Source organism: Pseudomonas sp. A0308 (genome assembly GCF_044218815.1).
Classification (GTDB): Bacteria; Pseudomonadota; Gammaproteobacteria; order Pseudomonadales; family Pseudomonadaceae; genus Aquipseudomonas; species Aquipseudomonas iridis.
In genome coordinates this window covers 3,533,874-3,549,367 of sequence record NZ_CP162581.1, presented here as the reverse complement: position 1 = coordinate 3,549,367, position 15,494 = coordinate 3,533,874, and the positions used below count along the sequence as shown (strand labels likewise).

Annotated in this window: 19 protein-coding genes and 1 pseudogene; 6 read left to right on the top strand and 14 right to left on the bottom strand. The window is 56.5% G+C overall.

All coding sequences use genetic code 11. The features are described 5' to 3' along the window. Window positions 1-29: 29 nt before the first annotated feature. From AB4P92_RS16330 to tssA, 10 genes are all read right to left on the bottom strand, one after another. Complete coding sequence (locus AB4P92_RS16330) at window positions 30-452, bottom strand: hypothetical protein (protein WP_395597884.1); 423 nt, start codon at window positions 450-452, stop codon at window positions 30-32. A 58-nt stretch (window positions 453-510) separates the two neighbouring features. Then, entirely contained in the window at window positions 511-924 is a 414-nt protein-coding gene (locus tag AB4P92_RS16325) for a hypothetical protein (RefSeq protein ID WP_395597883.1), read from the bottom strand. Next, window positions 921-1,889 carry a DUF6402 family protein gene (locus AB4P92_RS16320; protein WP_395597882.1) on the bottom strand — a complete coding sequence of 323 codons (969 nt, stop codon included), beginning with the start codon at window positions 1,887-1,889 and terminating at the stop codon, window positions 921-923. The genes AB4P92_RS16325 and AB4P92_RS16320 overlap by 4 nt, the downstream gene beginning before the upstream one ends. Before the next feature lie 63 nt (window positions 1,890-1,952). Beyond that, window positions 1,953-2,477, bottom strand: a complete 525-nt coding sequence (locus AB4P92_RS16315) for a PAAR domain-containing protein (protein WP_210553336.1) — start codon at window positions 2,475-2,477, stop codon at window positions 1,953-1,955. A 64-nt stretch (window positions 2,478-2,541) separates the two neighbouring features. Continuing rightward, a complete protein-coding gene (locus AB4P92_RS16310) occupies window positions 2,542-2,964 on the bottom strand; it encodes a hypothetical protein (RefSeq protein ID WP_395597881.1) in 423 nt (140 codons plus the stop codon). Beyond that, window positions 2,955-3,353, bottom strand: a complete 399-nt coding sequence (locus AB4P92_RS16305) for a hypothetical protein (protein WP_395597880.1) — start codon at window positions 3,351-3,353, stop codon at window positions 2,955-2,957. Before AB4P92_RS16305 ends, AB4P92_RS16310 begins: the two co-directional genes overlap by 10 nt. A gap of 11 nt (window positions 3,354-3,364) precedes the next feature. Further along, window positions 3,365-3,772, bottom strand: a complete 408-nt coding sequence (gene tssE, locus AB4P92_RS16300; protein ID WP_042561803.1) for a type VI secretion system baseplate subunit TssE — start codon at window positions 3,770-3,772, stop codon at window positions 3,365-3,367. Between the two features lie 9 nt (window positions 3,773-3,781). After that, window positions 3,782-5,257: a type VI secretion system contractile sheath large subunit gene (gene tssC, locus AB4P92_RS16295; protein ID WP_042561804.1), complete on the bottom strand. Its 1,476-nt coding sequence runs from the start codon at window positions 5,255-5,257 to the stop codon at window positions 3,782-3,784. A gap of 26 nt (window positions 5,258-5,283) precedes the next feature. Continuing rightward, window positions 5,284-5,787, bottom strand: coding sequence for a type VI secretion system contractile sheath small subunit (gene tssB, locus AB4P92_RS16290; protein ID WP_042561805.1), 504 nt, complete (start codon window positions 5,785-5,787; stop codon window positions 5,284-5,286). 32 nt (window positions 5,788-5,819) lie between these two features. Next, window positions 5,820-7,382, bottom strand: a complete 1,563-nt coding sequence (gene tssA / locus AB4P92_RS16285) for a type VI secretion system protein TssA (protein WP_395597879.1) — start codon at window positions 7,380-7,382, stop codon at window positions 5,820-5,822. Window positions 7,383-8,094: 712 nt separating this feature from the next. Between tssA and AB4P92_RS16280 the strand changes: the two are divergent. Continuing rightward, a pseudogene (locus AB4P92_RS16280) lies at window positions 8,095-8,376 on the top strand (contractile injection system protein, VgrG/Pvc8 family); the annotation flags it as partial. Between the two features lie 335 nt (window positions 8,377-8,711). Beyond that, window positions 8,712-9,068 carry a hypothetical protein gene (locus tag AB4P92_RS16275; RefSeq protein ID WP_042561808.1) on the top strand — a complete coding sequence of 119 codons (357 nt, stop codon included), beginning with the start codon at window positions 8,712-8,714 and terminating at the stop codon, window positions 9,066-9,068. Window positions 9,069-9,165: 97 nt separating this feature from the next. Here the strand turns inward: AB4P92_RS16275 and AB4P92_RS16270 are convergent, their stop codons facing one another. The 3 genes from AB4P92_RS16270 to AB4P92_RS16260 form a co-directional block, all read right to left on the bottom strand. Continuing rightward, window positions 9,166-9,441 (bottom strand): HU family DNA-binding protein, encoded by a 276-nt coding sequence (locus AB4P92_RS16270; RefSeq protein WP_003213368.1) that lies wholly within the window; start codon window positions 9,439-9,441, stop codon window positions 9,166-9,168. Window positions 9,442-9,631: 190 nt separating this feature from the next. Then, the gene (locus AB4P92_RS16265; protein ID WP_047304222.1) at window positions 9,632-10,780 is read right to left on the bottom strand and encodes an NAD(P)/FAD-dependent oxidoreductase; all 1,149 of its coding nucleotides are present in this window, start codon (window positions 10,778-10,780) and stop codon (window positions 9,632-9,634) included. Between the two features lie 21 nt (window positions 10,781-10,801). Then, the gene (locus tag AB4P92_RS16260) at window positions 10,802-10,969 is read right to left on the bottom strand and encodes a rubredoxin (protein WP_007954349.1); all 168 of its coding nucleotides are present in this window, start codon (window positions 10,967-10,969) and stop codon (window positions 10,802-10,804) included. Window positions 10,970-11,169: 200 nt separating this feature from the next. On the opposite strand from AB4P92_RS16260, the gene AB4P92_RS16255 reads away from it, so the two are divergent. Further along, complete coding sequence (locus AB4P92_RS16255; protein WP_395597878.1) at window positions 11,170-11,730, top strand: chorismate--pyruvate lyase family protein; 561 nt, start codon at window positions 11,170-11,172, stop codon at window positions 11,728-11,730. Then, window positions 11,730-12,620, top strand: a complete 891-nt coding sequence (gene ubiA, locus AB4P92_RS16250; RefSeq protein WP_395597877.1) for a 4-hydroxybenzoate octaprenyltransferase — start codon at window positions 11,730-11,732, stop codon at window positions 12,618-12,620. Before AB4P92_RS16255 ends, ubiA begins: the two co-directional genes overlap by 1 nt. Before the next feature lie 110 nt (window positions 12,621-12,730). Here ubiA and AB4P92_RS16245 read toward each other — a convergent pair whose 3' ends face one another. Beyond that, on the bottom strand, window positions 12,731-13,117 hold the full coding sequence (locus AB4P92_RS16245; protein ID WP_150688302.1) for a hypothetical protein: 387 nt from the start codon (window positions 13,115-13,117) through the stop codon (window positions 12,731-12,733). A gap of 151 nt (window positions 13,118-13,268) precedes the next feature. Here AB4P92_RS16245 and phoB point away from each other — a divergent pair, with 151 nt between their 5' ends. Together phoB and phoR are read left to right on the top strand one after the other, a co-directional pair. After that, window positions 13,269-13,958: a phosphate regulon transcriptional regulator PhoB gene (gene phoB, locus AB4P92_RS16240; protein WP_007896474.1), complete on the top strand. Its 690-nt coding sequence runs from the start codon at window positions 13,269-13,271 to the stop codon at window positions 13,956-13,958. Between the two features lie 137 nt (window positions 13,959-14,095). Further along, window positions 14,096-15,382, top strand: coding sequence for a phosphate regulon sensor histidine kinase PhoR (gene phoR, locus AB4P92_RS16235; RefSeq protein WP_215729332.1), 1,287 nt, complete (start codon window positions 14,096-14,098; stop codon window positions 15,380-15,382). The last annotated feature ends 112 nt before the right edge of the window (window positions 15,383-15,494 follow it).

Here is a 15,494-nt window from a genome sequence, read left to right as displayed (position 1 = left end):
CTGTGGATTACGCTCGATGTCCGACCTGATCATTGGATTGCACCTGCAGGCTGACTTGGCGGGATTCGATCCGATACGTTTCGCAAAACCCAACGCAACTCGATGACTTGAGTGGTGAGAATTGCCAGCAACGTGACGCAACCTTGTGCAACGCCGTAAAACAGGGCTCTCAACGGGTTGTCCGGCAGCATCCATAGCAGAATGAAGCCCACCATCAGACCAAGGATGACTAGCTTGGCGACCAGACTTGGAATCAGCGCAACGATCAAGTTGACGCCCAGAAAATTGTAAAACAGTGCATAACTCGCCATGCCGATGGCGACACCGTGGGAGGTGAATCCGCCGTTAAAAAGCTTGTAAGCATGCACAACCGCGTCATTCAAAAACGCGTAAGCCACGCATCCGAGGGCGTGGATTAACAGGCATAGGCCAAGACGTGCGTAGTTACTCATGCAAGCCCCAGATTCCCATACCACGAACCAAAACCACCCTGTTTCCCGGCCCAGAACATCAATTTTCCAGAACCTTGTAGGGAGTATTACTGATAAAAAAATCCAACCAGTGCTTTCTCGGATTAGATAGCGCCAGCGTGAACTCCTTGCTTTTTTTATCCAGCTCGATGAAAACAACTCCGACAGCTTCGTCATCCTCATCGGCATTCATATCCAATGAAACATCAGATAACAAAGGGGTTCGATATGCACGATCAGGACTATTCAAATCCGTAAAACGCAAATACACCGAATCTCGCGGAGTCAAAAGGGAACTCGCCGGAATTGACTCTATAAGATACTGTCCGGACGGACTCTTTTTTGAGACATCAGGTGCACGATTCAAAATACCATTTATAATAATAGCGACAACGATGAACAAGCTGACCAATAGCGTAGCCAAACTCATAAAAAACTTATTCCATGAACTCATTTAGAGACTTCCTCAATAGGAGCCACGGATACGCTCTCGTACAAAATGTCCGAATAAACGCGAAAGTCCCCTCCTTTTTTATTCTGATCCCGATAATCTCGAAAATCGCTATTTTGTACGAGCATATAATGCTTGCCTTCCAGCTCTGTATATCGCCGCACGGCTTCGTCCTTTTGCTGAGGGCTTTGTTCTCCCTTGATCTGCTTGTACGTGGACTCAGCTATCAAAGAAGTCATTTCGGCAGCCAGCTTCGCGTTTGTTTTAGCGCCTTCCACAGGATCAGCGACCAATTTATCAAAATTCCAGTAACCTAGAATTTGACTAAAAAGAGCAATACCATCATTGAAGTCATAAGCATCTTCAATATAAAAACCGATTTGCGATGGTGTAAAAACAATACTTTTGCCTGTTACGACTACCGAGCCTTCGGCAATCACGCGCATATTGAAATTTGCAAGCGCAGCGCGAAGCTCGTTAACTTCATCAGCACCAGCCTGTTCGAACTCGACAACTTTATTATTGGAGTAACCAAATTTCTCAGCAGCACTGGCCACGCCATTAAAAGCCACTGGATAACAGCCGGGAACGCTATTGGAAAAATTATCTCGCAATCTCTTCTTTATCAGATTGATCCCAGGAGGACTGTTCCAGTTCGCTTTCAAGTGTTTGAATGCTGCATTTGCTCGCTCAAACCCAAGCACCCAATTCATTTTAACGATGGACTCTTCGATGTAATTTGCCGGAGCAAATGCGTCGTGCCTTTTTACGACATCATCCATTCCACCATCTTTTGTCGCCCATGGTTTACCATTGAACCAATGGCTCATCAAAGCAGCGGCAACAGGCCAGTTTATTTTTTTCATCGTGGCCGGGATATCAGTAATCTTGAACTGGCGCGCAGTAGCAGTCTGACCGATTTTATTGCTCGCCGGAGTCATGGTGGTTGCCACTGTCTTCGCTGCCATCTCTATATCCCTTTGATATATTTTCCAGCAATCAAACTTTACTGAATCTCAAAACCAAAAAAACTAAGCAAGCACAACTCTGCTCTGAGGTTCAATGATCAATTCAACGGCTTCTGCGGTGGCTGAAAATACTTTTTGAGTTTTCCCGTCCGCACCTGTCACGCCGTTTATGATCTTCCCCGAGGAAGTTTTAAGTGTGTATTCCACCCCCGCGAGGGGTTTGCCTGTTTCTTCGCAATTGATTACAAAATGCTCGTTAAACGGCCACTGAATCTCCACCGGCAACGGCGGCACAAACGGCGCCGGCGAATGCGAATTCCCGATAATCACCGTCCCGGATCCAGCCGTAACCTTGTTGCCATGCGTACCCACCGAATCAACCGTCGCGGCAGGTTTGCCGTTGATCAACACAGTGGTCGCCAAACCTCCCGACATCGCACCACCACACGCCGAGGCATCGCCTTGGCGGGCGGCCGCGAGGCCGTCGAAGAACACGTCGCCGGAACCGGCGGCGATCGGGTTGGTGCCGTGGCCGGGGAGCGGGCAAGCGGTGGGGTCGGATACGCGTGCTGCGGGTTTTCCTGACATTGAGCTCTCCTTAATAGGCTTTGGCGTGATGACTGTTCATTGTTCCTGAGTGCGGTTCATCGCATTAATTTTCCATGAGCATGTAAGACGTATTGCTGATGAACCTGTTCATCCAGTGTTCATCCGGACGGGACGAGGCGAGAGAAAACGTATTGGCCTTTTTGTCCAGATAGATAAAAACCACACCCACTTCTGCCTCATCCTCGCGCGCCCTCATGTCCAGAGCCAGCTCGGAAAACAAAGGAGTTCGGTACACATGAGCTGGATTTTCACGTTCATAAAAACGAAGGTAAACCGTCTCTCTTGGCGTCAGCAGTGAGGCTCCCGCAACCGACTCAATGATGTATTTCCCGCTTGGACTCACGACAGACACATCCGCTTTTCGGCTCAGCAGCTCATAGACAGCAACAGCAAAAATCACCAGGAGCAACACAACGACTATCGCAACGGAGGTCAGCAGTTTTTGAAAAGCATGACTCATCGGCATTCTGGAATGATCCAACTTTCCCAGCCCTCTGAGCCCGGATATAGAATCATCTCGCCCTGAAACTCAGGGGCAATGCCTGGATCGCCTTCCCTCATCCACAGATTCCACTCCGACGTTTTCAAGAGCCGTCCATCTGTTGTGTAAACACGGTAGAAAAACTGACTGCTGAACAGCTCGAAAATACCGCCCATCGCGCCCAGGAACGCGTAATCAGGTGCATATCGGGAGATGAGGCATTTACCCGATTCACTTGCATTGGTTTTCAATAGCTTTGCAGTCAGCGAACTGAACACCTTCAATACAATGAACATCAGCAGAAACAGGGGTACCGCTATCAGGAGAACAAACCCGGATTTTCTGGTGAAACGTGCTGCAGGTTTGCCAGACATCGGGATTCTCCTTAGGTGACCTTCACTTGACCGCTGCCATCCAGGCGCGCGGAAAAACTGACCTGACGCTTGAACCCTTCAACTTCCAGCAGCCCCTCAATACTGAAGGACAGGCGAAGTTGATCGTGGTCACGCGGCAGGGAAATGACACGCACGTTGCTCAAGCGTGGCTCGTAGGCTTCGATGAAAGTTTCGATGGCCAGACGGGCCTGACTCAGGGAGTCGTGCAGGCTCAGACGCATGTCATTGAGATCGGGCAACCCGTAGTCGGACAGCGTTTGCACGCTGCCGGCCCGGGTGCTGAGCATTTTGGCCAGATGGGCAGCGACTGACGCCATGGCAGAAACCTCGAGGCTCCTGCCCTTGCGTTTTTCCGCGTCGCCATTGAGACGTTCGAAAAGGCTGCCGTATCCGTCCATGAGTCGCTCTTACTCTTTGTCCAGCTTGCCAACCAGCGACAGGGTGAAATCGGCACCCATGTACTTGAAGTGCGGACGCACGTTCAAGCTCACGCGGTACCAGCCTGGCTCGCCTTCAACGTCGCTGACGATGATTTGCGCAGCGCGCAGCGGACGACGGCCACGTACTTCGGCGCTTGGGTTTTCCTGGTCGGCCACGTACTGACGGATCCACTTGTTGAGTTCCAGCTCGAGGTCGGTACGTTCTTTCCACGAACCGAGTTGCTCGCGCTGCAGCACTTTCAAGTAGTGAGCCAGGCGGTTGACGATCATCATGTACGGCAGTTGGGTGCCGAGCTTGTAGTTCAGCTCTGCCGCCTTGCCTTCTGCGCTGATGCCGAAGAACTTCGGCTTCTGCACCGAGCTTGCGGAGAAGAACGCCGCGTTGTCGGAACCTTTACGCATGGTCAGGGAGATGAAGCCTTCCTCGGCCAGTTCGTATTCACGACGGTCGGAAACCAGAACCTCAGTAGGGATCTTGGTTTCGATTTCGCCCATGCTTTCGAAATGGTGCAACGGCAGGTCTTCAACAGCACCACCGCTCTGAGGGCCGATGATGTTCGGGCACCAGCGGAATTTGGCGAAGCTGTCGGTCAGCTTGGTGCCGAAAGCGTAAGCGGTGTTGCCCCACAGGTAGTGCTCGTGGCTGTTGGCAACGGTTTCCTTGTACACGAACGATTTGACCGGGTTTTCTTCCGGATCGTACGGGTTACGCAGCAGGAAACGCGGCACGGTCAGGCCAACGTAACGGGAGTCTTCCGAAGTACGGAAGCTCTGCCATTTGGCGAATTGCGGGCCTTCGAAGTGGTCTTTCAGATCTTTCAGATCCGGCAGGCCGGTGAAGCTTTCCAGACCGAAGAATTTCGGGCCGGCAGCGGCGATGAACGGCGCGTGGGACATGCAGGCTACGCTGGACACGTACTGCATCAGTTTCACGTCCGGCGAGCTTGGGGACATGTAGTAGTTGGCGATGATCGCGCCAACCGGCTGACCACCGAACTGGCCGTATTCAGCGGTGTAGATGTGCTTGTACAGGCCCGACTGCATGACTTCCGGCGAATCTTCGAAATCGTCCAGCAGGTCTTCTTTCGAGACGTTGAGGATTTCGATCTTGATGTTTTCGCGGAAGTTGGTGCGGTCTACCAGCAACTGCAGGCCACGCCACGACGATTCCAGAGCCTGGAAGTCCGGGTGGTGCAGGATTTCGTCCATCTGACGGCTGAGCTTGGCATCGATCTCGGCGATCATGCGGTCAACCATGGCTTTCTTGACCGGCTCACCGTTGTTCTGCGGCTTGAGCAGCTCTTCGATGAACGCCGACACACCGCGCTTGGCGATGTCGTAGGCTTCGTCGTCCGGCGTCAGGCGGGTTTCGGCGATGATGCTGTCGAGAATGCTGTACTCGCCGCTCGCGGCGCCTTTCTCTTGTGCTGCGCTAGTGCTCATTGTGTTGGCTTCCTTGGCTGCTGGGTTCAGGCGTCAGTGGCTGCGGCGTTCAGGCCCAGCTCACCGAGTACGCGACCGCGGGATTCGTCGTCGGCGAGCACGCCTTCGATGGCTTTACGGAAAGCAGGTGCGTTACCCAGCGGGCCTTTGAGGGCCACCAGCGCGTCACGCAGTTCCATCAGCTTTTTCAGCTCAGGCACTTGCTCGACCAGACTGGCCGGGTTGAAGTCCTTCATCGAATTGACGCGCAGTTGCACGCCCAACTCTTCAGTGCTGCCTTCTTCCTGCAGACGGTTCGGCACGTTCATCGTCAGGCTAAGCTCTTGCTTGGCCAGCACTTCGTCGAAGGTCATCTTGTCGATGCTGATCGGCTTGCGATCTTCGATCTTGCGCTCGTCCTTGCGGTGGGTGTAGTCACCGATTGCCAGCAGTTTCAGCGGCAGTTCAATCTCTTCCTGAGCACCGCCGGTGGCGGGTTTGAAGGTGACGTTGATGCGTTCCTTGGGGGCTACCGAGCCTTCTTTGGCCATGGCTTTTCTCCTTGCGGTTGTGGCCCTGGGGCCTATTCGAGTACCACTTCGAGATCGAGGTGGCACAGCCTGCGATAAATCTCTTCCTTGCGTTCACGCACTGCATGGTTCTGCGGTAACAACTCGCAGCAACTGTGCAGCAGGTGCAGCACTTCCAATGCAAGATCGGGCTCCCAGGCGTGCAGGCCTGAGTCCTGTAATGTCTGATCGAGGGTTTCCAGCTGGTTTTTGGCCAGTTCGTATTTCTTGGCCATGAAGCACAGCCTTGCGAGCGCGAACTGCCAGAAGAAGCGCTCGCGCCCGCCGTGGGCCGATTGCAGCCCTTGCTTGAGAATCTGCACGGCAGGCTTGAGGCCTTCCTTGCGCAGAGTCGGCAAGACTTCTTCGAGGGCTTTTTCCCAGGCTGGCTGGGTTTCGACGTTGTCGCTTTCAACCTTGCGGGGCGCGCTGGCGCTTTGCAGGTGCGGCATGACGTTGGCGGCAATCCACGCCCGGGTAGACGGATCGGCAAACGGCGCGCCGTCGTGGTAACGCAATTCGACAATGCCGGGCAGGCGCTGAATCAAAAGCGCGAAGTGGATTTCCACTTCGCGCATGGCCAGCTCGGCGTTGAGGTTCTGGAGACACTCCCAGACCATCCTCTGGCCATCGAACCAGAACGGCGCCTTCGCCAGACTCGCCTCCAGTTCCACCAGCAGGTCTGCGTATTTGCCCTGATCGAATCGATCCTGATAAAGCTTCAGCTTGTCGAGCGGCAGACCGCGCAACACGGTGATCTGCTCGGCATTACGCTCGGGCACGGCGTCGATGGTCATCCACAGCAGCGTGCGGTTCAGGCGCAGGGCGCGCAGGTCGGTGGCTTTCTGCTTGAGCCACCAGGCACACAACGGCCGGGCGCTTTCCTGCTGGGCGCGCAGCGCTTTATGGGCGTCTCTTTCGTTGTCGATCGGCGCGCCGGGCGTCAGCAGCTGACTCGCCGCCTGCTTGACCTGCGCCACCGCCGCCCCCACAACACCGGGGGCTGGCTGGTTGTCGGCGGCGCGCTGGATCATGGTTTTCAGGCGGCGGGAGATCGGCAGCAACAGCGGCGAGTCGTCACCCAGATGTTCAGCGCAAGCGGCTTCGAGACCAGACAGGTGCTCGGAGAGCTGCCGGAACATCGGCAACTGCTCTTTGATCGCGATGTTTTCGGTGATGACCTGCTCAAGACGCGGCACCAGCCAGCCAATGGCAGCGGCACGAGTGCGGAGTTTGAGCGGGTGAACGTCGGCCCAGTTGTTTTCCGACAAGTGGTGCAGCAAGCCAAGGCCGGCCAGCAGCCCGGGGAAGGATTCACGCTGGTAAAGCGACCAGGTCAGCCAGGCGCCGACACGCAAATCCTTGGATTGGGTACGCAGGAGATTTTCGCTGTTTTCGCGAATTTTCAGCCAGTCGATCTGCCCGCTTTCGTGCATCGACGAGGCTTTGGCCAGCTCGCTTTCCAGCGCCTCGAATTCGCTCGAAAAACGAACGTCTTCGCCCGCGAAATTCTCTTTGGAAACAGAGACTTTGGCGAGTTCGAGGTAATGGGCGGAAAGTTTGCTTGAGTAGGACATCCATGGCCTTTATTAAGGATTACAGTCAGGCGCCAATTTCAGGTGCGGCGGCGCCGGACAGTATCGAAGAGCAGTGATGAAACTCATCCAAATTGAGTGAGTGCTCTTTCAAGTGGGCGCATCGTAATCACTATGATGGCCACTAGCAAGCATCTGATCAAACAACAAGACGAAGTGTTCATGAGGGGCTGTAAGAGATCGCCCTATATATGACAAGGGATTCCCTGACATAGATTTATATTGCCGGCATTTCCCCGACACCCTCGAAACCATCGGCCCAGAGCGGTCGAGCAATCTCGACCGCATTCACCCGAACGACCGTCCCATTTCACGTCGGCAAGCATGACAACACTTTGAAAAAATAGAAGTAGGACTCTTCCGAAAATTTGCTGACTTCTATCCATAACTCATCGGCGACAACGCTCAACTACAAAAGTGCCATCAATTTGATAGCAAATCATGATATTGAAACTTCCCCCCCCGCAAATACTGCGCATCAGTGCTAACTCAATAATTATCGAACTGCTTTCGCACAGTCCTTTCCGTCAATTCACCCAGCCACATCACGCCCGAAACACTCTGACAAATCTCAGGGACACTTCTTACATCAATTTATTTCCAACGTTGCTAGCTTGGCTTTGCAAATTATTTTGCGTGGCCATCACGGACGATCGGACACCGCGCATCGACTCACTTGCTTAAGGACAAGCGTATGTTCAATGCAGGCAATTGCGCGCTATTCACCCTGCAAATCCCCGCTATTCGACACGACTTAAAGGTGCTTGCCTTCAACGGCACCGAAGCCATCAGTCAGCTCTACTCCGTGAGAATCGAACTGGTCAGCGAGCATCCGGATTTCGATCTGGAGAGCCTGCTCAGCCAACCTGCATTTCTACGATCCGGTTTCAACGGCGAAGGCATTCATGGGCATATCGAAGATGTGACGGTGGCGGAGTCTGGTAAACGACTGACTCGCTATGAGCTGACGCTGATAAGTCCGGCGATAAACATCGACCTCTTACCGATGCATCCAAAGCCTACATCGAAAAGTTCGGGATTCCCTATGAGGGCTGGTAAGGCGTCAAAATCTCCAGGCATTCATTTACCCACCGTCGGTCACCGACCATTCACCACTGTCGTCCCTTTCATTTCGACTTCAAACGCTACTAAAGAGGGTCTCTCAAAACGCTACGATCAGGGAGTTCGTCAATGAAGAGGACCACTATCTGGCAAAAACGAAGGCCGTTATTCGTTGCTTATTGAGCTGGAATTTGAAACCTTCACCGGAAAATTCAACGCGCCACGAAAGCGGTTAAGGAGCATTACCTCATGGAACTGAAACCACTATTCTTCGCAGCACTGATGTGGCTGCCCATCACCCAAGCGTCAGCGGACGCCCCGCCGCTGGACGGCCATTACTATCTGTACGGTGCAATGGAAATGGGTGCCGAGTTGCTATTGCGTAAGGACGGCACCTTTGACGCAGGTGTTTCGTATGGCAGTGCCGACGGTTTTGCCAAGGGAACATGGCAGGTGGAGAACGAAACACTGACGCTGAAAAGCGCGACCAAAGCCGCCTCCAACAGCGATTTGTCCGGCCTGTTTCAGGATCTGGAATTGGCCATCGAGCCAAACTGTCTGGCGGTAGACTTCGGCAACGGCAAGGCTTGCTTCCGACGCAAGTAAGCGCGTTAAACAGCCACAAAAAATGGGCACTCGACCGCAATCGATGTGCCCATTTTTCTACTACGGTTTTCCCCACTATTCAGGGAGTTCGCCGCAATTAAGGATTGACGCTGTCTTTCAACGACTTGCCTGGCTTGAATGCAACAGTGTTGCTGGCCTTGATTTTCACCGGCTCACCGGTCTGCGGGTTTTTGCCGGTACGGGCGCCGCGGTGGCGTTGCAGGAAGGTGCCGAAGCCCACCAGCGTGACGCTGTCCTTGCGGTGCAGAGCGCCGGTGATTTCTTCGAGAACGGCGTTGAGCACGCGGTTGGCCTGTTCTTTGGTCAGATCTGCTTTTTCAGCGATTGCAGCGGCGAGTTCTGGTTTACGCATTAGTGAAGCCCCTTTGACGGTTTTTTGTTGTTATGTCCGTGCTGTTCTCGTTGGAACAGCGCCCAAGGCGCCGCAGGCTCTACGCTGCGGCAGACGGGAGTGAGAATGGCACGCGGATACGGGCGGCGCCAGTCTCCCCGCGACCTTTGTAGGGGCAAAAGCTGGGTGATTCCGACAGAACGACCGGTATTTACGCCAGCAGGGCCGGAAGCTGTTTGTTCAGGGCGAGTTTTTCCATCACCGCCGCACCGGTCAGGGCATAACCCAGCAACTGACCATCGGCGCCGTGGCACAGGGCCTTGATGTCGGCGCCCTGCCCCTCGACGGTCCAAACCCCTTCGCTGCCCCGTGGCGGCGGCGATACCACCAATGGGCAGACCGGAGTTTTCACGGTGATCGGCATCGGGCCGTAGTTCACCGCCGTCGGATTGCCTGCGAGGGTTTGTGCCAGCGCGCGCGCGCAACTCATGAGGGGCATCACGTACAAAAGATTCAGCCCGTCGACCTCGGCGCAGTCACCCAAGGCATAGATATTGGCGTGGGACGTTTTCAGTTGTCGATCAACCACGACACCGCGATTGACCTGCACGCCGGCCGCCGCCGCCAGATCGATGCGAGGGCGCAGGCCGATGGCCGAAACCACCACGTCGCAGGGAATGACCTGACCGTCGGACAAATGCGCTTCCAGGCCGTCGGCGACCTTGTGCAGACGGGTCAGCACCGGGCCGAGGTGGAATTTTGCGCCAAGGCTTTCCAGCCCGGACTGCACCGCGGCTGCGGCCGCTGGATGCAGCAACATCGGCATGACTTGCTCGCACGGCGCAACCAGTTGCACCTCGTAGCCACCGAGGATCAGATCGTTAGCGAATTCACAGCCGATCAGCCCGGCACCGAGCACCAGCACCCGACGCTTGCCAGCCGCTGCCGCGCGGAAACGTGCGTAATCTTCGAGATCATTGATCGGGAACACCCGATCAGCGCCGTCGCCTTCGATCGGCACGCGTACGGTTTCTGCACCCCAGGCGAGGATCAGGTCGCGATATGCCACGGCTTCTTCGCCGATCCACAGGCGCTTGTGGCCCGCGTCGATGCCGCTGATGCGCGTGTGCGTACGCACCTCGGCCTTCAACTGCTCAGCCATCGTGCCCGGCTCGGCCATGCTCAGGCCATCGGCGTCCTTGTTCTTGCCGAAACCGGTGGAGAGCATCGGCTTGGAGTAGGAGCGACCGTCATCGGCGGTAATCAGCAGCAGCGGTGTTTCGCTGTCGAGCTTGCGAAACTCGCGGGCCAGGTTATAGCCCGCAAGCCCGGTGCCGATGATTACGACTGGTGCGCTCATGCCTTACTTCCTCAGTTTTTCTTAGTTGATTTCGATCATTTCGAAGTCCATCTTGCCAACGCCGCAGTCTGGGCACAGCCAGTCTTCCGGCACGTCCTGCCACAGGGTGCCCGGCGCGATGCCGTCATCCGGCCAGCCATCGGCTTCGTTATAGATCAGGCCACAGACCACACATTGCCACTTCTTCATTCAGGTACTTCCTCAGGATTCAGGCTTTTGCCGGCGCGAATGGTCGATGGGTGTTGCGCTGCCATCCGGCTCAGGGCGTTTTGTACTGATGGTACCGGGCAGATGCAAGCCTGTTCGGCGCAACGGCGACCCGGATCAATCAATGTCGATGCTCGCCATGGTAAGCTCGCCGCCTCATTTGCGGCCAATAATGACTCATTGTGCAACAGACAAATTCCTCCCCGGCCCCGCTCTGGCTGCCCCAAAGCCGACTGACGCCCCTCCCCGACTCTTCGACCCTGGACTGGCTGTTCGACGAAGGTTCACTGACCCGCCGCCTGACCCGTCTGTCCAACGATGGCTTCAGTGTCATGCCGCTGTTCGAAGGCTGGGACACCTTGCGCGACGATGAATGCGCCGCGCTGGACCTGGCAGAAGGCAGCGAAGGCTGGGTGCGCGAGGTGTATTTGCGCGGCCATGGCCAAGCGTGGGTATTCGCCCGCAGCGTGGCATCGCGCAGTGCATTGCAGGGCGATGGTTTGCACATGGACGAGTTGGGCAGCCGCTCGCTGGGCGAACTGCTGTTTTGCGATCAGGCCTTCCAGCGCCGCGCCATCGAAGTCTGTCACTACCCGGAACAATGGCTGCCGCAAGCCGCCAGGGCGCCCGAGCTGTGGGGGCGTCGTTCGCGTTTCGACCGTGGCGCGTTGAGCGTGCTGGTTGCGGAAATCTTCTTGCCGAGCCTGTGGGACGCCGCACGCGCCCATCCGGAGAACTGCTGATGTACCAGAGCCTGCTCAAGTCCCTGAACCGTTTGAACCCGCGTGCCTGGGATTTCATTCAGTTGACGCGCATGGACAAGCCGATCGGCATTTATCTGCTGCTGTGGCCCACCTTGTGGGCATTGTGGATCGCCGGCAAAGGGTCGCCGTCGCTGGCCAACGTGGTGATTTTCGTCCTCGGTGTGGTGCTGACCCGCGCCGGTGGCTGCGTGATCAACGACTGGGCCGATCGCAAGGTCGACGGCCACGTCAAACGCACCGCGCAACGGCCTCTGGCAGCCGGCAGGATCAGCTCAAAAGAGGCGCTGGTGTTCTTTGCGCTGCTGATGGGGGTGAGTTTCCTGCTGGTGTTGTGTACCAACGCCCCGACGATCTGGTTGTCGCTGGGCGGTCTGGCGCTGGCCTTCACCTATCCGTTCATGAAGCGCTACACCTATTACCCGCAAGTGGTACTGGGCGCGGCGTTTTCCTGGGGGATGCCGATGGCCTTCACCGCAGAGATCGGCGAGTTGCCAGCGGCGGCGTGGCTGCTGTGGATCGCCAATCTGTTATGGACGGTGGGTTACGACACCTATTACGCGATGACCGATCGCGATGACGACCTCAAGATCGGCGTGAAATCCACGGCGATTCTGTTTGGCGAGGCGGATCGGGTGATCATCCTGACCTTGCAGGCGCTGTCGCTGGGATGCCTGTTACTGGCCGGGTCGAAATTTGAGCTGGGGACCTGGTTTCAACTCGGTCTGCTGGTGGCCGCCGGCTGCTATGCGTGGGAGTTCTGGTACACCCGCAGCAAGGACCGGATGCGCTGCTTCCAGGCGTTTTTGCACAACCACTGGGCCGGGCTGGCGATTTTTGTCGGGATCGTGCTGGATTACGCGTTGCGTTGAGCCACAGACCCAGTGGGAGTGAGCCAGCTCGATAGCGGTGGATCAGTTCACAAATATTCTGACTGACACGACGCTTTCGCGAGCAGGCTCGCTCCCACAGGGAATCGCGGTTATTTCTGCGATTCGCGAACGACGTGCCAGACGCTTTTCATCTTGTCGCCTGTCATGTCTCCAGGCTTCTCGTCCTTCATGAAGGTGTACAGCGGTTTGCCATCGTAGGCGTACTGCATCATGCCGTCATCGCGCTTGATGACACTCCATTTACCGTCAGCCTTGGCGTCCGCCGGCGCCATCAATGGTGGCCAGTTCTTGGCGCAGTCGTCGTTGCACATCGACTTGCCGCCAGCGTCCTTGTCGAACGTGTAAAGCGTCATGCCTTTGTGGTCGACCATCATGCCGTCTTTCATCATGGCCGGATCGGCAGCCATCGCCAGTCCAGGCAGAGTCAGCGCGGCAGCCATCAGCAAAGCCTTGAAGGAAACAGTCATTTGAGTCATGGAAACCTTCTCTTGTGGTTGTCAGGATTCGGACTCAAAGCTTAGTTGAGGATCTGCACATTCGCCCCCGAGCTAAAATACTGTCACACGACTGCAATAATTCCGTTATCTAATGCGGCGCAAGACAGTTAAATGACAAGAGGATTAAGGCATGGTTGGCAGGAGCATTCTGATCGTCGACGACGAAGCGCCCATTCGCGAAATGATCGCCGTGGCGTTGGAAATGGCCGGCTATGACTGCCTCGAGGCAGAGAACTCGCAGCAGGCCCACGCCATCATCGTCGACCGCAAGCCGGACCTGATCCTGCTCGACTGGATGCTGCCCGGCACCTCGGGCATCGAATTGGCCCGACGTTTGAAGCGTGACGAGCTGACCGGGGACATCCCGATCATCATGCTCACCGCCAAGGGCGAAGAAGACAACAAGATCCAGGGTCTTGAAGTCGGCGCCGATGACTACATCACCAAACCGTTTTCCCCACGCGAGCTGGTTGCCCGCCTCAAGGCCGTGTTGCGCCGCGCCGGCCCGACCGATGGCGAAGCACCAATCGAAGTCGGTGGCCTGTTGCTCGACCCGATCAGCCACCGCGTGACCATCGACGGTAAACCGGCCGAGATGGGCCCGACCGAATACCGTCTGCTGCAATTCTTCATGACCCACCAGGAACGCGCCTACACTCGCGGCCAGTTACTGGATCAGGTCTGGGGCGGCAACGTCTATGTTGAAGAGCGTACGGTCGACGTGCACATCCGACGCCTGCGCAAGGCCCTCGGCGACGCCTACGAAAATCTGGTACAAACCGTGCGTGGCACCGGCTACCGGTTTTCCACAAAAGCATAAAAACAGCTGCAAGCTTCTAGCTACAAGCGGCAAGAAACAGCGAGCCGCTCTGACTTGTAGCTTGCAGCTTGAAACTTAAAGCTGCGGCTAAGGACGCCCCCGTGAATCAAAACTGGCATGGCACCCTGATTCGCCACATGCTGCTGCTGGTCACCGCCTGCCTGGTGATAGGCCTGATCACCGGCTATTACGGCTGGAGCCTCGCGGCGGGCCTGGGCATTTACCTGGCCTGGACACTCAAGCAATTGCTGCGCCTGCACGAGTGGTTGCGCCTGCACCAACCCGATGAAGCACCGCCCGATGGCTACGGTCTGTGGGGCGAAGTGTTCGACAGCATTTATCACCTGCAACGCCGCGACCAACGAGTGCGCGGGCGCCTGCAAGCGGTGATCGACCGGGTTCAGGAGTCCACCGCCGCGCTGAAAGACGCGGTCATCATGCTCGACAGCGACGGCAACCTCGAATGGTGGAACCGCGCCGCCGAAACCCTGCTCGGGCTCAAAACCCCACAGGACAGTGGCCAACCGGTGACCAATCTGGTGCGCCATCCGCGCTTCAAGGAATACTTCGAGCAGGACGCTTACGCAGAGCCGCTGGAAATCCCCTCGCCGACCAACGATCGCGTGCGCATTCAGCTGTACCTCACACGCTACGGCAACAATGAACACTTGATGCTGGTGCGCGACGTCACGCGCATTCATCAGCTGGAACAGATGCGCAAAGACTTCATCGCTAACGTCTCCCACGAATTGCGCACGCCGCTGACGGTGATCTGCGGCTATCTGGAAACCCTGCTCGACAACGTCGAAGAAGTGAACCCGCGCTGGAGCCGCGCCCTGCAGCAGATGCAACAACAGGGCGGGCGCATGCAGACGCTGCTAAACGACTTGTTGCTGCTGGCGAAGCTGGAAGCCACCGATTACCCGTCCGACAACCAACCGATACAGATCGACACGCTGTTGCAATCGATCACGAGCGACGCGCAGCAATTGTCCGGCTCGAAAAACCAGCGCATTACTCTGGAGGCCGACAGCAGCCTGTCGCTCAAAGGCAGCGAGGCGGAGCTGCGCAGCGCGTTTTCCAATCTGGTGTTCAACGCGGTGAAGTACACCCCGGCCGAGGGCAATATCCGCATTCGCTGGTGGGGCGACGATCAAGGCGCACACCTGAGCGTGCAGGATTCGGGGATCGGCATCGACAGCAAACACCTGCCGCGACTGACCGAACGCTTCTACCGTGTCGACTCCAGCCGCAACTCCAACACTGGCGGCACCGGGCTCGGTCTGGCCATCGTCAAACACGTGTTGTTGCGCCACCGCGCGCGCATGGAGATCAGCAGCGTGCCCGGCCACGGCAGCACGTTCACCTGCCATTTCGCCCCGGCTCAGGTCGCTTACGCACGGGCGATCAGCGCCGCCGAGTGATACCGGCCGGCACGCGCCACTAGGCAATCGCCAAGTCAGCCGCTACATTGGCTGACTTGTGCCTGCCTTTCAGGCGCGGCTTTTATCTCTTTTGAATCACACGGAACCCGCA

Coding starts and splice junctions, on each gene's coding strand:
- tssE (WP_042561803.1), bottom strand. CDS start 3,772: ATGGACGGATACGGCAGCCTTTTCGAACGTCTCAATGGCGACGCGGAA.
- AB4P92_RS16305 (WP_395597880.1), bottom strand. CDS start 3,353: ATGTCTGGCAAACCTGCAGCACGTTTCACCAGAAAATCCGGGTTTGTT.
- tssA (WP_395597879.1), bottom strand. CDS start 7,382: ATGTCCTACTCAAGCAAACTTTCCGCCCATTACCTCGAACTCGCCAAA.
- AB4P92_RS16270 (WP_003213368.1), bottom strand. CDS start 9,441: ATGCGTAAACCAGAACTCGCCGCTGCAATCGCTGAAAAAGCAGATCTG.
- tssB (WP_042561805.1), bottom strand. CDS start 5,787: ATGGCCAAAGAAGGCTCGGTAGCCCCCAAGGAACGCATCAACGTCACC.
- AB4P92_RS16320 (WP_395597882.1), bottom strand. CDS start 1,889: ATGGCAGCGAAGACAGTGGCAACCACCATGACTCCGGCGAGCAATAAA.
- AB4P92_RS16275 (WP_042561808.1), top strand. CDS start 8,712: ATGGAACTGAAACCACTATTCTTCGCAGCACTGATGTGGCTGCCCATC.
- phoB (WP_007896474.1), top strand. CDS start 13,269: ATGGTTGGCAGGAGCATTCTGATCGTCGACGACGAAGCGCCCATTCGC.
- tssC (WP_042561804.1), bottom strand. CDS start 5,257: ATGAGCACTAGCGCAGCACAAGAGAAAGGCGCCGCGAGCGGCGAGTAC.
- AB4P92_RS16260 (WP_007954349.1), bottom strand. CDS start 10,969: ATGAAGAAGTGGCAATGTGTGGTCTGTGGCCTGATCTATAACGAAGCC.
- ubiA (WP_395597877.1), top strand. CDS start 11,730: ATGTACCAGAGCCTGCTCAAGTCCCTGAACCGTTTGAACCCGCGTGCC.
- AB4P92_RS16315 (WP_210553336.1), bottom strand. CDS start 2,477: ATGTCAGGAAAACCCGCAGCACGCGTATCCGACCCCACCGCTTGCCCG.
- phoR (WP_215729332.1), top strand. CDS start 14,096: ATGCTGCTGCTGGTCACCGCCTGCCTGGTGATAGGCCTGATCACCGGC.
- AB4P92_RS16330 (WP_395597884.1), bottom strand. CDS start 452: ATGAGTAACTACGCACGTCTTGGCCTATGCCTGTTAATCCACGCCCTC.
- AB4P92_RS16265 (WP_047304222.1), bottom strand. CDS start 10,780: ATGAGCGCACCAGTCGTAATCATCGGCACCGGGCTTGCGGGCTATAAC.
- AB4P92_RS16245 (WP_150688302.1), bottom strand. CDS start 13,117: ATGACTCAAATGACTGTTTCCTTCAAGGCTTTGCTGATGGCTGCCGCG.
- AB4P92_RS16310 (WP_395597881.1), bottom strand. CDS start 2,964: ATGCCGATGAGTCATGCTTTTCAAAAACTGCTGACCTCCGTTGCGATA.
- AB4P92_RS16325 (WP_395597883.1), bottom strand. CDS start 924: ATGAGTTCATGGAATAAGTTTTTTATGAGTTTGGCTACGCTATTGGTC.